This window comes from Aquabacterium parvum, from assembly GCF_001447195.1.
Taxonomy (GTDB): domain Bacteria; phylum Pseudomonadota; class Gammaproteobacteria; order Burkholderiales; family Burkholderiaceae_C; genus Aquabacterium; species Aquabacterium parvum.
Map to the genome: position 1 here is coordinate 90438 of NZ_LFRI01000045.1, position 13618 is coordinate 104055.

General features: G+C 66.2%; 11 protein-coding genes. 3 read left to right on the top strand and 8 right to left on the bottom strand.

The genetic code is table 11. The annotated features are described in order from the left end of the window. Positions 1–10: 10 nt before the first annotated feature. From dapC to queF, 5 genes are all read right to left on the bottom strand, one after another. Positions 11–1240, bottom strand: coding sequence for a succinyldiaminopimelate transaminase (gene dapC, locus ABG80_RS01200; protein WP_058086039.1), 1230 nt, complete (start codon positions 1238–1240; stop codon positions 11–13). A 93-nt stretch (positions 1241–1333) separates the two neighbouring features. Continuing rightward, the gene (locus tag ABG80_RS01205) at positions 1334–2497 is read right to left on the bottom strand and encodes a GGDEF domain-containing protein (protein ID WP_058085961.1); all 1164 of its coding nucleotides are present in this window, start codon (positions 2495–2497) and stop codon (positions 1334–1336) included. Further along, on the bottom strand, positions 2494–3591 hold the full coding sequence (locus ABG80_RS01210) for a GGDEF domain-containing protein (protein ID WP_160322398.1): 1098 nt from the start codon (positions 3589–3591) through the stop codon (positions 2494–2496). The genes ABG80_RS01205 and ABG80_RS01210 overlap by 4 nt, the downstream gene beginning before the upstream one ends. A 196-nt stretch (positions 3592–3787) precedes the next feature. Next, the gene (locus ABG80_RS01215) at positions 3788–4429 is read right to left on the bottom strand and encodes an energy-coupling factor ABC transporter permease (protein WP_058085963.1); all 642 of its coding nucleotides are present in this window, start codon (positions 4427–4429) and stop codon (positions 3788–3790) included. 7 nt (positions 4430–4436) lie between these two features. Next, the gene (queF, locus tag ABG80_RS01220) at positions 4437–4889 is read right to left on the bottom strand and encodes a preQ(1) synthase (protein WP_058086040.1); all 453 of its coding nucleotides are present in this window, start codon (positions 4887–4889) and stop codon (positions 4437–4439) included. A 189-nt stretch (positions 4890–5078) separates the two neighbouring features. On the opposite strand from queF, the gene smc reads away from it, so the two are divergent. The 3 genes from smc to ligA are packed head-to-tail and all read left to right on the top strand — an operon-like array spanning position 5079 to position 11844. Next, complete coding sequence (gene smc, locus ABG80_RS01225) at positions 5079–8594, top strand: chromosome segregation protein SMC (RefSeq protein ID WP_058085964.1); 3516 nt, start codon at positions 5079–5081, stop codon at positions 8592–8594. 29 nt (positions 8595–8623) lie between these two features. Next, a complete protein-coding gene (locus tag ABG80_RS01230; RefSeq protein WP_058085965.1) occupies positions 8624–9709 on the top strand; it encodes a hypothetical protein in 1086 nt (361 codons plus the stop codon). Then, positions 9709–11844, top strand: coding sequence for an NAD-dependent DNA ligase LigA (ligA, locus tag ABG80_RS01235; RefSeq protein WP_058085966.1), 2136 nt, complete (start codon positions 9709–9711; stop codon positions 11842–11844). The genes ABG80_RS01230 and ligA overlap by 1 nt, the downstream gene beginning before the upstream one ends. On the opposite strand, the gene ABG80_RS01240 is transcribed toward ligA, so the two are convergent. Genes ABG80_RS01240 through ABG80_RS01250 form a run of 3 tightly spaced genes read right to left on the bottom strand, consistent with a single transcriptional unit; the run spans position 11830 to position 13589 of the window. Next, a complete protein-coding gene (locus ABG80_RS01240; RefSeq protein WP_058085967.1) occupies positions 11830–12237 on the bottom strand; it encodes a DUF2237 family protein in 408 nt (135 codons plus the stop codon). The genes ligA and ABG80_RS01240 overlap by 15 nt on opposite strands. Further along, entirely contained in the window at positions 12234–13151 is a 918-nt protein-coding gene (locus ABG80_RS01245) for an SPFH domain-containing protein (protein ID WP_058085968.1), read from the bottom strand. Before ABG80_RS01245 ends, ABG80_RS01240 begins: the two co-directional genes overlap by 4 nt. A 6-nt stretch (positions 13152–13157) precedes the next feature. Beyond that, a complete protein-coding gene (locus tag ABG80_RS01250; RefSeq protein ID WP_058085969.1) occupies positions 13158–13589 on the bottom strand; it encodes an NfeD family protein in 432 nt (143 codons plus the stop codon). Positions 13590–13618 lie beyond the last annotated feature (29 nt).

Here is a 13618-nt window from a genome sequence, read left to right on the forward strand (position 1 = left end):
CCGCTTGCGATCAACGCGGGAATGAGCGGATGAAGGCGCGGATGCGCTCGGCGGCTTCCACACATTCGTCGACGCCGGCCACCAGCGCCATGCGCACCCGACCGCGACCGGGGTTGATCCCATGGGCTTCGCGGGCGAGGTAGCTGCCGGGCAGCACCGCCACATTGTATTGAGCCAGCAGCTCGCGCGTGAAAACCTCGTCGCTGCCGCCACAGACGTGGGCGGGCACCTCGGCCCAGAGGTAGAAGCCGGCGTCGGGCAAGGCCACGTGCATGACCTCGGCCAGCAGGGGCGTGACGCGCTCGAACTTCTGGCGGTAGAGGGCGCGATTTTCGACCACGTGGCCCTCGTCGTTCCAGGCGGCGATGCTGGCCTTCTGCACGGAGGGGCTCATGGCGCTGCCGTGGTAGGTGCGGTAGAGCAGGAAGGCCTTCATCAGGGTGGCGTCACCCATGACAAATCCAGAGCGCAGGCCGGGCACGTTGGAGCGCTTGGACAAGCTGGTCAGCGCGATCAGGTTCTTGAAATCGACACGGCCCAGTTGAGCGGCGGCCTCAAGCCCACCCAGAGGGGCGGCGCCTTCGCCTTCGCGGAAGTAGATTTCCGAGTAGCACTCGTCCGAGGCGATGACAAAGCCGAAGCGGTCGCTCAGCTCGAAGAGCTTGCGCCATTCGTCGAGCGGCATGACCGCACCTGTCGGGTTGCCAGGGGAGCAAACGTAGAGCAACTGCGTGGTGGCCCAGGTCGATTCGGGGATGCTGCCCCAGTCGGCGGCGAAGTTGCGCGCCGGGTCGGAGTTGGCAAAGACCACGCGAGCCCCCGCCAGCAGGGCCGCGCCTTCGTAGATTTGGTAGAAAGGGTTGGGGCAGACCACGGCCGGGCCACCGACATCGCGGTGCTGCGTCGGGTCGATGACGGCTTGGGCCAGGGCAAACAGCGCTTCGCGCGAGCCGTTGACGGGCAGGATCTGCGTGGCAGCATTGAGCTTGAGGCCGTAACGGCGTTGCACCCAGGCGGCGCAGGCTTCGCGCAGGGCGGGCTCACCGGCGGTGGCGGGGTAGGCGGCCAGGCCGTCCAGCGCGTCGGTCAAGGCCTGCTTGATGAAGGCGGGCGTGGGGTGCTTGGGCTCGCCGATGCCCAGGCTGATGGCGCGCAGGGCAGGGTTCGGGGTCACGCCGGCGGTCAGGCCGCGCAGGCGCTCGAAGGGGTAGGGCTGAAGACGCTGCAGCAGGGGGTTCATGCGCGGCATTATCCCAGGGCTGGCATGGCCCTGACGCGACATGGCCGCGGGGTCTGTGCGCGGGCGAGCAGATCCGTGCAGTGCTGCCCGGCTTCAGCGGGGGTCGCTGGGCGACACCAGGCTGCGGTTGCGCCCGGCCGTCTTGGCCTGGTAGAGCGCGTGGTCGGCTCGCTCCAGGGTGCGGTGGACCGGTGCGGCCACGTCGTGCTGGGCGATCCCCGCCGAGAAGGCGACCCTCAGGCCAGGCACGCGAGACGAGATGCTGCAGTGCTGCAGTGCGGCACGCAAGCGATCCAGGGCCACGAGGGCCTTGGTCGGGCTGGTGTTGGGCAAGATGAAAAGGAACTCTTCGCCGCCCCATCGGCCCACGGTGTCCGACTCTCGCAGGGCCAGGGTGGCCGCCGATGCAAAGGCCATCAGCGCTTCGTCGCCCACGCGGTGGCCGTGCACGTCGTTGATGCGTTTGAAGTGATCCAGGTCCACCAGCACGACGGTGAAGCGCTCGCCGTAGCGTTCGTGGCGTTTGGCGCTGTCGACCAGGCGATCCTGCATGTGACGGCGGTTGTACAGGCCCGTCAGCGCGTCGCGGCTGGCCAGCGTTTGCACCTTCTCCAACGTGTCGCGAAGCTCGCGGCGTTGCTGAGCCAGGCGGTTGCGCCAGGCCGAGATCTGGTAGGCCGCCAGGATCAGCGGCGGCAGCGTGCCGATCATCAATTCGAAGCGCAGCAGCTCCAGCGTGGGCGGGTAATACACGGGGTCGATGTGCGACAGCACGCCCATGCACATGGCCAGCAGCACCATCGCCAGCACGCCGGCAAAGGCGGCCTGTCGTGGCTGGTGCGTGTACATGCCGAACACCATCACCAGGGCGATCAGCACCAGCACCAGTCCCCGGTCGTGGGGGCCGATGGCGGTGTAGGCGAAGGCGATGGCCAGCAGCGAGAAACTCTGCTGCGGGATCATCAGGTTCGGGTCGCGCAAGGTGCGCGTGCGACCGGTGCGCACCAGCACGTAGAAGGCCGTGTAGCAGGGGATGGTGGTGAGCAGCAGCAGCTTGGGCGCGAAGTCGCGCATCATGCCGACCTCGGCGGCGTAGAAGGCCGCGCTGCAGCAGATGGCGTACATCAGCGCGCACAACAAGATGACGCCAGTGCGTGCTCGCGTGGCCCGGTCCGGCCCAAAGATGAGTTTGACCAGCCGCCCCATCGAATCGATGATGGGGTCGTGCTGCGGCATGTTGCTCAGGGTCTCGCTCATGCGTGGCCCCCCGTCAGCGGTGCAAGGCCCACCGCCACGTCGGCTTCGGCCTCTTCATCGGCCACGTGGCTTCGGTTGCGACCTTGGCGTTTGGCCAGGTAGAGCGCCTGGTCTGCCCGCTCGATCAGGTGTTCGAGGCTTTCGCCCTGGCGGGCCTGCGCCAGGCCCACGGAGAAGGTGGCGTTCACGCTTGGGTGCCCTGGGAACGTCAGGCTGCCCATCGACAGGCGCAGCCGCTCCAGTGCGGTGAAGGCTTCGCTGGCCTTGACTTGAGGCAGCATGATGAGGAACTCCTCGCCGCCCCAGCGGGCCACCTTGTCGACCTGCCTGAGCTGGGTCTGGGCCAGGTTGGCGAAGCCGATCAACACCGCGTCACCCGCCTGGTGGCCGAATCGGTCGTTGATCGATTTGAAGTGGTCCAGGTCGACCAGGGCCACGGTCATGGGGTGCCCGTGGCGCTCGACCAGCTTGAGCTCGGTCTCGACCAGGTCGACCATGATGCGGCGATTGAGCAGCCCTGTCAGGCTGTCCTGGGTGGCCATGTGCTGCAAGGTGTTGAGCGCTTGCGAGAGCTCCTTGGACTGCAGGCCGATGCGAACCCGGATGTCGGTGACCCACTTGGCCACCAGCGACAGGATCAGCAGCGTCGAGCCCCCGATGACGAAGTGCATCAGTCCGGTGGAGGCCGGGTAGCGAACGGGGTCTGCCCAGGTCAGGGCGATCACGCACATCAGCAACATGCCCACCGAGCTCATGCCCAGCACCACCATCTGCGTGGGGCGAAGCCGGAACATGCACATCACGATGGCTTCGGCCACCAGGATGAGGACGCTGGCACGGTGCTCGCCCACCCGCAGGTAAGCCATGAAGCACAGTGCGATGCTGATCAAGGCATGCGGCAGGGTGACCACGGGGTCGCTCAGGCGCTGACTCCACCCGCTGCGCACGAGAAGGAACACGATCGACAGGGTCAGGATGCTGCCCCAGGTCAGGTCGCGGGCGATCTGCGGCTGCAGCAGGCCCAGGTGGACCGAGTGCCAGATGATGCCCAGGTTCACGATGTACAGCTGCGTGGACGCAAGGACAAAAAGCACGTGCCTGGCCCGCTGGGGATCGGATCCCCCCAGAGGGCGGGCGACGGCGTTCAACCAAGGTGGCAGGTTCATCGGCTCGGGCGAAGTGTTGCAACGGTTATCGGCGCCGTGGGGGGGCACCTTTAACCACCGGAGCAGTCAGGCCCTTGCGCTTGAGCGGCGCAGGGGCGATCTGCTGACGAACCAGGCTTTCGCGTCAGGCGTCTTGCCGGTTGGGGCGCCTGGGCAGGTAACGCTCGTCCGAGTAGGTCAGGACCCATTCGGGTTTGAATGCCACGAAGATGGCAATCAGCATGCCGGTGCTGAAGCCTTCGCCCCAGGCCACCAGGGTGTAGCCGAGCATCCATTCCAGCGTGCTGAACACCTCCGGCTTGCGACCGGCCAGCCAGGCGAGCGCGCCGGTCAGCACCACGGCGGCGATGCTGGTCATGAAGGCGCGCCCCAGGATGAAAACGAAGATGTGGTGCGGCAGCAAGCGCCGCACGGCCAGCCCGATCAGCAGGCCGAGTGTGCCGGGCACCAGACCCAGCCACGCCAGGTGAGACGCCACCTCGCCGAGGGGCGGCAGCTGGCCGTGCCCGAACCAGCCTGCCAAAAAAGCGACAGGCACCAGGCTCCACATGGCCAGTGGCCAGCCAAACATCAGCGTCATCAGGCAGGCCGACGAGACGTGCATGGTCATGCCGGACGGCAGCAGGCGATCGGTGCACCAGAGCAGGGGCAGCAAGACCATGGCGCCCAGCCAGGGGTGCACGAGGGGTCCGTGGCGCAGTGGCAGCCACGGACGAAAAGGCAATGCTGCAGCCAGGATGACTGCACACAAAGCCCAGTCCAGCATGGGAGCGTCAGCCCAGCAGGCCGGTTTCTGCGTTGTGCTGGGGCAGCTCGACCTTGGGGGCGGGCTTCCAGCCCTTCTTGCGGTGCTCGACGACGACGTTGGTGTAGATGCCGCCGCGCACATACCACTTGGCCGTGATGCGCAGGAAACGCGGGTTGATGGCCTTGACCATGTCCGACAGGATGTCGTTGGTGACCTTCTCGTGGAAGGCGCCCTGGTCGCGGTAGCTCCACATGTACATCTTCAGGCTCTTGAGCTCGATGCACAGCTTGTCGGCGATGCAGTCGATGGTGAAGTGCGCGAAGTCCGGCTGCTTGGTCAGCGGGCAAAAGCAGGTGAACTCGGGCACCTGGAACTGGATGACGTAGTCGCGCTCGGGGGCGGGGTTGGGGAAGACGTCCAGGTGACGCGAAGGCGTCGAGGGCGCGACGGCGGGTTTGGCGCGCGTGCCGACCTCCAGCTTGGCCGCGGCCGACTTCCTGGCTGCACGGGGTTGGCTTGCCGGCTTGGCGGCGGGGGTCTTGGTGTTCTTGGCCATGGTCTTCACAACGTGGGATGAGCAGGAATTCGTCGAATCCCGGATGGTATCATCCTGAGCTTGAAAAGGCCAGGGATTTCCTGAAATTCATCAGGAAAATCAACGACTTAGATGCGTCTTAACTCAATCAAGCTCTCAGGGTTCAAGTCCTTTGCCGAGCCGACCCATTTCCAGCTGCCTGGCCAGCTGGTCGGCGTGGTGGGGCCCAATGGCTGCGGCAAGTCCAACATCATGGACGCCGTGCGCTGGGTGCTGGGCGAGTCCAAGGCGTCCGAGTTGCGTGGCGAGTCCATGCAGGACGTCATCTTCAATGGTTCGGGCAACCGCAAGCCGGCCAGCCGAGCCAGCGTCGAACTCGTTTTCAGCAACGAGTCGGGACGGGCCGGCGGGCAGTGGAACCAGTTCTCCGAGATCGCGGTCAAGCGCGTGCTCACGCGTGACGGCACCTCCAGCTACTTCATCAACAACCAGCCGGTGCGCCGCCGCGACGTGCAGGACGTCTTCCTGGGCACGGGCCTGGGGCCGCGCGCTTACGCCATCATCGGCCAGGGCACCATCAGTCGGATCATCGAGTCCAAGCCTGAAGAGCTGCGCTTGTTCCTGGAAGAGGCCGCAGGTGTCTCCAAGTACAAGGAGCGCCGCCGCGAGACCGAGAGTCGCCTGAAGGACACGCGTGAAAACCTCACGCGGGTGGAGGACATCCTGCGCGAGCTCAACAGCAACCTCGACAAGCTGGAAAAGCAGGCCGAGGTGGCTTCTCGGTATCACACGCTGCAGGAACAGGGCGCCACCAAACTGCACCAGCTGTGGTTCCTCAAGCACCGCGATGCCTCGTCTGAAGAGACGCGCATCCACGCTGCGGTCAGTGAAGCGACCAATGCGCTGGAAGCCCGCATGGCCGAGCTGCGATCGGTCGAGGCCGAGCTGGAACACGTGCGGCAAGACCACTACGCCGCCAGCGATTCACTGCACGAGGCCCAGGGCGCCCTGGCCGAGGCCAGCCTAGAGGTCAGCCGCCTGGAAGAGCGCATCCGCTACGTGGTCGAAGGCCGCCAGAAGGTCGAGCAGCGCCTGGCTGAAATCAAGGCCCAGAACGAGCAATGGGGCATGCGCGCCGAGTCGGCGCAGGTCGAGCTCGAAGAGCTGGCCGAGAAGATGGCCGCCTGCGAAGAGCAGGCCGAGATTCTGGCTGCTCAGGCCGAGGAGCTGGCGGGCAACGTGCCGTCTCTGGAGGACGCCGTGCGTGCCGCCACGCAGCGCGCCAACGACCAGCGCCAGGTGGCTGGCCAGGTGCAGCAGCAGATCCAGCTGCTGGCTGCCGAATCGCGCAACTTGGACGAACAATCGCGCCAGATTCAGCAACGCCGCGAACGCCTGCGTGTGGAAGTGCAGGGCCTGGCCGCGCCCGACGAGCTGCGCCTGAGCGACCTGCGTCGCCAGCACGAGGCGGGTCAGGAAGAGCAGGGCGTCATCGAGGCCCGGCTGGAGGAGCTGTCCGAGTCGGTGCCCGCGCTCGATGAAGGCCGCAAAGCCGTGCAGTCAGACAGCCAGTTCCAGTCGGCCAAGCTGGCCGAACTCAGCGCCCGCCTCGAAGCCCTTCGCGCGCTCCAAGACAAGGTGCAGACCGAAGGCAAGCTCAAGCCCTGGCTGGCCAAGCACGGTCTGGACAGCCTGCAAGGCCTGTGGACCCGCGTTCACATCGAATCGGGTTGGGAGAACGCGCTCGAATCGGCCCTGCGCGAACGTCTGGCAGCGCTCGAGGTGGGGCGCGTCGAAACCGTGCGCGCCTTTGAACTCGACGCCCCGCCCGCCAAGCTGGCCTTCTACAGCTTGCCGCAGCCCGGCATCCAGAACACGCACCAGACCCTGCCGCGCCTGAGCGACCTGCTGCGCCTGAGCGATGGTGGGCTCAAGGCCCTGATGAACGACTGGCTGGAAGGCGTCTACACCGCCGCCCACCTGGAAGAGGCTCTGGCAAACCGAGGCAAGCTCACGCATGGTGAGGTCATCATGACCCCTGCCGGGCACGCGGTCAGCCAGTTCGCCGTCACCTTTTATGCACCCGATTCCGAGCAGGCTGGCATGCTGGCCCGCGCCCAGGAAATCGAGAACCTGGAAAAGCAGGTGAGGGCGCAGAGCCTGATCGCGGACGACGCCCGTGCAGCCTTGATCCGCGCAGAAGCTGCCTACACCGACGCCTCCCAGCGCCTGGGCGCCGTTCGGCGCGAAGCCAGCGAGGTGCAGCAGCGTGTGCACCAGTGGCAGGTGGAGCTGTTGCGCCTGAGCCAGCAGGCCGAGCAGGCCAACAGCCGCCGCGGCCAGATCGACGAGGAGCTGGCCGAACTCGACGCGCAGCTCGAGGGCCTGCAGGAGCGCCGCGCAGAAGGCGAGGCCCGATTCGAAGAGCTCGACATCCACCTGGGTGAAACACAAGAGAAGCACGCCGAACTCGAAGAGCATGTCATCGAGGCCGAACGCAAACTCAACCAAGCCCGCGAACAATCTCGTGCGCTGGAGCGCCAAGCCCAGGAGGCCACCTTCAGTGTGCGCAGCATGGGCGCGCGGCGCGGTGAGCTGCAACGCAGCATCGAGACCGCCTCGCAGCAGATCCAGGCCAATGAATCGTCGGTGGCGCAGTTGCTGGAAGAGCAGGCCCGCCTGAACGACGCCTCGGCGCAGACGGGCCTTGACGAAGCGCTGGCCGTGCGCCTGCAGCGCGAAGGCGCGCTCAGCCAGGCCCGCCAGCGCTACGACGACCTGTCAGCCCAACTGCGCCGCTTCGACGAGCAGCGCATGCAGTTCGAGCACAGCCTGCAGCCCCTGCGTGACCAGATCACCAAGCTGCAACTGGAACTGCAGGCTGCCTCCTTGGGCGGTGCGCAGTTCATGGAGCAGCTCACCGCCGCGGGCGTTGACCTGGTGGCCCTGGCCGAGGTCATCGAGCGCGACGGCGTCAAGCTCTTCGGCCTGCAGGCCGAGATCGACCGCATCCAGCGCGAGATCAACGCCCTGGGCGCCGTCAACCTGGCCGCACTCGACGAGCTCACCGCCGCGCGCGAACGCAAAGGCTTCCTCGATTCGCAGATGGCAGACCTGCTCGACGCCATCGGCACCCTGGAGGACGCCATCCACAAGATCGACCTCGAAACCCGAGACCTGCTGGGCGCCACCTTCAACACCGTCAACGAGCACTTCGGGCGCATGTTCCCCAGCCTCTTTGGTGGCGGCAGCGCCAAGCTGGTCATGACCGGCGACGAGATCCTCGACGCGGGCGTGCAGGTCATGGCCCACCCGCCCGGCAAGAAGAACAGCACCATCCACCTGCTCTCGGGCGGCGAGAAGGCGCTCACCGCCATCGCCTTGGTGTTCGCCATCTTCCAGCTCAACCCGGCGCCGTTCTGCCTGCTCGACGAGGTCGACGCGCCGCTGGACGACGCCAACACCGAACGCTACGCCCGCCTGGTCAAGAACATGTCCAGCGGCACCCAGTTCCTCTTCATCTCGCACAACAAGATCGCGATGGAGATGGCCGAACAGCTTGTCGGCGTGACCATGCAGGAGCAAGGCGTCTCTCGCATCGTTGCGGTCGACATGGAAGCCGCGCTCGGCATGGCCCATGCAGCCTGAGGCCCGCCGTCTCGCCCCACAGATTCCCCATGAACCACTCCCTGACCCTTTACCTCGCCATCCTCGGCGGCATCGTTCTGGCGGCCGTCGTGGCCCACGGTGCCTGGACGGCGCGCCGTGCTGCAGCCAACCAACCTCGGCGGGCCACACTCGAGCCTGTTGACAGCAGCGTCCAGTCGGGCTTGTCGCTCGACAGCGTGCCCACCGAGCCGATGGTGGATGCAGGCGGTCCTGTTTCGCTGGAGTTTGCCCCCAACGCCGTCGCCACAAGCCTGCCGCCAGTTCGCCGAGGTGGGCCTCGCCTCGATGCCCTGGTCGACGCCATCGCCACCTTGACGATCGAGTCGCCGCTCAGCGGTGACCACATCCTGCTGCACCTGCCGCCCACCAGGCGTGCGGGCAGCAAGCCTGTGTTGGTCGAGGCCCTGCGTGCCGATTGCGGCGAGTGGGAGTTGCCCCAAGCAGGCGTGCTCTACACCGAGCTGCAAGGCGGCGTGCTGCTGGCCAACCGCACGGGCAGCCTCAACGAAATCGAGTACTCCGAGTTCGTGCAGAAGCTGCAGACGATGGCCGATGTGCTGGGCGCAGCCGTGGAGTTCCCAGACATGCTGGACGTCGTCGCCCGCGCCCGCGAGCTCGACGCCTTCGCCAGCGCCCACGACGCGCAACTGGCGATGCGCCTGGCGGCCAAGGGCAGTGCCTGGTCACTGGGTTACGTGCAGCAGCAGGCAGCGCGGCACGGCTTCGTTCCCGGCGTGCTGCCTGGCCGGTTCGTTTTGCCCGGAGCGGAAGACGGAGCTCCGCCCGTGCTGACCCTGCAGTTCGACGCCCAAGCCGCTTTCGCGGAAGACGCCGACCAGGCCACGCTGCGCGAGTTGCTGCTGTGCTTCGACGTGCCTCAAACGGCCTCTGAGCTTGCGCCGTTCAAAGCCTGGTGCGCCGCTGGTGAGGCCCTTTGCCTGACCATGGACGCGGTCATGCTCGATGACCAGGGACAGCCTTTCTCGCCGGCAGCCTTCGCGATGATCGAGGGCGAGCTGGACAAGCTGTACGTGGCCTTGGCCGCGCGAGACCTGGCCGCCGGGGCTCCCTCCACCCGCCGCCTGTTCAGCTGATGTCTCAGAACGACCTGTTTGCTCCCACCGAGCCTCGGGGTCCGGCGGCATCCGAGCCCCTGCCGGCGGCCACTGAAGCAGCGCGCCTGCGGGCCTTGCTCAATGAGCACGCCCACCGCTACTACGTGCTCGACGAGCCCACCATCCCCGACGCCGAGTACGACCGCCTGTTCCAGGCCCTGCAAGCCCTCGAGGCTGAACACCCAGAGCTGCGCACGCCCGATTCGCCCACGCAGCGGGTCATTGGCCAGGTGCTGGATGGCTTCGAGCCCGTTCGTCATGCCGTGCCCATGCTCTCGATCCGCACCGAGACCGACACCGAAGCGAGTGGCGCTGAGGCCTTTGATGCCCGTGTTCGACGCGAGCTTGCGCTGGGTGACGAGGCCCCATTGGTGGAATACGCCGCCGAGCTCAAGTTCGACGGGCTCGCCATCAACCTGCGATACGAACATGGCGTGCTGGTTCAGGCCGCCACACGCGGCGACGGTGAAACCGGCGAGAACGTGACCCAGAACATTCGCACCATCGGTCAGATCCCGCTGCGGCTGCAAGGCGTGCAAGCGCCAGTGATCGAGGTGCGCGGTGAGGTGTTCATGCGCCGCGATTCGTTCGAGGCCCTCAACGAACGCCAGCGCGAGCAGGGCGCCAAGACCTTTGTCAACCCGCGCAACGCCGCCGCAGGTGCCGTGCGCCAGCTCGACCCAGCCATCGCCGCCCAAAGGCCTTTGAGCTTTTTTGCCTACGGCCTGGGTGAGGTGCAAGGCTGGGACACGCCTGAGACGCACAGCGGTGTGCTCGACGCGCTGGCCGCTTTTGGCTTGCCTGTGTGCGCAGAGCGCTGTGTCACCGAGGGGGCAGCCGGTTTGGTTGCATTTCACCGTGAGATGGGTGCGCGCCGCGACCAGCTGCCATTCGACATCGATGGCATCGTCTACAAGGTCAACCGCCGCGACCTGCAAGAGCGACTGGGCTTCGTCACACGCGAGCCCCGTTGGGCCGTGGCACACAAGTACCCCGCGCAAGAGCAGCTCACGCAGGTCGAAGGCATCGACATCCAGGTGGGCCGCACCGGCAAGCTCACGCCTGTGGCGCGCCTCAAGCCGGTGTTCGTGGGCGGTGTGACCGTCACCAACGCCACGCTGCACAACCTGTTCGAGTTGCGTCGCAAGCGCGTGCGCGTCGGCGACACCGTGATCGTGCGCCGTGCGGGCGATGTGATCCCCGAAGTCGTCGGCGTGGTGCCAGGCGAGCGGCCTGCCTACGTGCCCAACTTCCGCATGCCCTCGCAATGCCCGGTCTGCGGCAGCACCGTGGTGCGCGAGCCGGGCGAGGTCAACCACCGTTGCTCCGGCGGCCTGTTCTGCGCCGCGCAGCGCAAGCAGGCGCTGCTGCACTTCGCCCAGCGCCGCGCCATGGACATCGAAGGCCTGGGTGAAAAGCTGGTCGACCAGTTGGTGGAAGGCGGCATCGTTCGCACGCTGCCTGAGTTGTACAAACTGGGCCTGGCCAAGTTGGCCGGGCTCGACCGCATGGCCGAGAAGAGCGCGCAGAACCTGATCGACGCGCTGGAGCAGAGCAAGCAAAAGGCCACGCTGCCGCGCTTCCTCTTCGGTCTGGGCATCCGCCACGTTGGCGAAACAACCGCCAAGGACCTGGCCCGCCACTTCGGCAAGATGGGTCACAAGGACGACGAGAACAAGGAAGGCATCATGAACGCCAGCTTCGAGCAGTTGCTGGCCGTGCGAGATGTCGGCCCGATCGTGGCGCAAAGCATCCGCACCTTTTTCGACCAGCCGCACAACTGCGAGGTGGTCGAGCAACTCCGGGCGGCCGGCGTGAACTGGCCCGAGCACGAGCCTTCGGCCGAGGCCGATGCCGCCACATTGCCGCTGTTCGGCAAGACCGTGGTGCTCACCGGCACGCTGCCCACGTTGGGTCGCGAGGAGGCCAAGGCCATGCTGGAAGCCGCCGGTGCCAAGGTGGCCGGGTCGGTCTCCAAGAAGACGCACTACGTGGTGGCCGGTGCCGAAGCGGGCAGCAAGCTCGACAAGGCCCAGGACCTGGGCATCACCATCCTGGACGAGCAGGGGCTTCGTGACCTGCTGGCCGCACCGCCTTCCTCAGGCCTCGCCTGAGCCTTCGATTCGCCCCGCCTGGATGGCGTGCGCCTGCAGCAGCGCCAGCGGGATCACCTCCAGCGCCGATTCATGCGTGGCCTCAAGCGAGACAGGTGGTGCCACGCCAGCGCGCTCTGCTTGCAGCCAGCGCTCGGCGCACACGCACCAGCGGTCCCCCGGCTTGAGCCCTGGAAAGCGCCACTCCGGGCGCGGCGTGATGAGGTCGTTGCCGCGTTCGAGCGAGTCGTTGAGGAAGGCCGCCGTCATGCGGGCGCAGACCACGTGCCTGCCGCTGTCGTCTGCTCGGGTGCGGCAGCAGCCGTCGCGAAAATAGCCCGTCACAGGCGCATACGAGCAGGCAAGCAGCGGCCCACCCAGCACGTTGCGACCGGGCGTCAGCAGCACGCTCATGGCTTGCCCGTCGGCGTGGACTTGATCAGGGCCATGGCCGTGCCGATGAGCGATGAGACTTCGCTCATGTTGCCGGGCACGATCATGGTGTTGTTCTTCTGGGCCAGCTGCGCATAGGCCTCAACTGCCTTTTCCGCGACCTTCAATTGCACGGCCTGTTGCCCGCCTGGCTCGTTGATCGCGGCCGCGATCTTGCGGATGGCATCGGCCGTGGCATCGGCCACCGACGCAATGGCAGCAGCCTCGCCCTCAGCGCGGTTGATCTCGGCCTGCTTTTCGCCCTCGGATTTGGCGATGTGCGATTCGCGCTCACCCGTGGCCAGGTTGATCTGCTCGAGCTTGCGGCCCTCGGATTCGGCGATGCGCGCGCGCTTGTCTCGCTCGGCCGTGATCTGCTGCTGCATCGAGCGCAGGATCTCTGCGGGCGGTGTCAGGTCCTTGATTTCGTATCGCAGAACCTTCACGCCCCAGTTCAGCGCTGCTTCGTCCAGCGAAGTGACCACCGAGGCATTGATCGCGTCGCGCTCTTCGAAGGTCTTGTCCAGCTCCATGCGGCCGATGACCGAGCGCAGGGTCGTTTGCGCCAGCTGCGTGATGGCGATGATGTAGTTGGACGAGCCGTAGCTGGCGCGCATCGGGTCGGTCACCTGAAAGTACAGGATGCCGTCGACGTGCAGCTGGGTGTTGTCTTTGGTGATGCAGACCTGGCTGGGCACGTCCAGCGGGATCTCTTTGAGCGAGTGCTCGTAGGCCACCTTGTCGATGAAGGGCATCAGCACGTTCAAACCCGGTTTGAGCGTGGTGTGGAACTTGCCCAGCCGCTCGACCACCCACGCGCTTTGCTGGGGCACGACCTTGACCGACTTGGCGATGAAGATGACGGCGATGACGAGCAGGACGACGGCAAATTCCATGGTGGGTCAGGCCTTTTCGAGGACGAGGTAGTTGCTTTCGATGGCGCGGATGCGGTGCAGGCCTGCGGCGGGAACGTGAGCACCGTGGTACCTGGCCTTCCATTCGCTGCCACGGTAGTGGACGTGCGTGGTGCCGTCGGGGCCCCACTGGGAGACGGAAACCTGTTCACCGACGTCCAGGCTTCCCAGCCCGGTGGTCGTGTAGTCCTCAACGCCCAGCATGCCGCGCTGCAGCAGCCGCCTGTGCCAAAGGTAAACGGCCCCGCTGCCCACAACAGCCGCACAGACCAACTGGGCGGACTGGCTCGCTCCCCCCATCGCAGCCAAGGCTGCTGCACTCGCGCCCAGCGCCAGCATCAACAGGTAAAACGAGCCCGTCAGCAACTCCAGGCTGACGAAAAAACCCGCCACGATCCACCACAGCGTCGAGTCACTCATGTGTCCGACATCCCCATATCTGATTCACG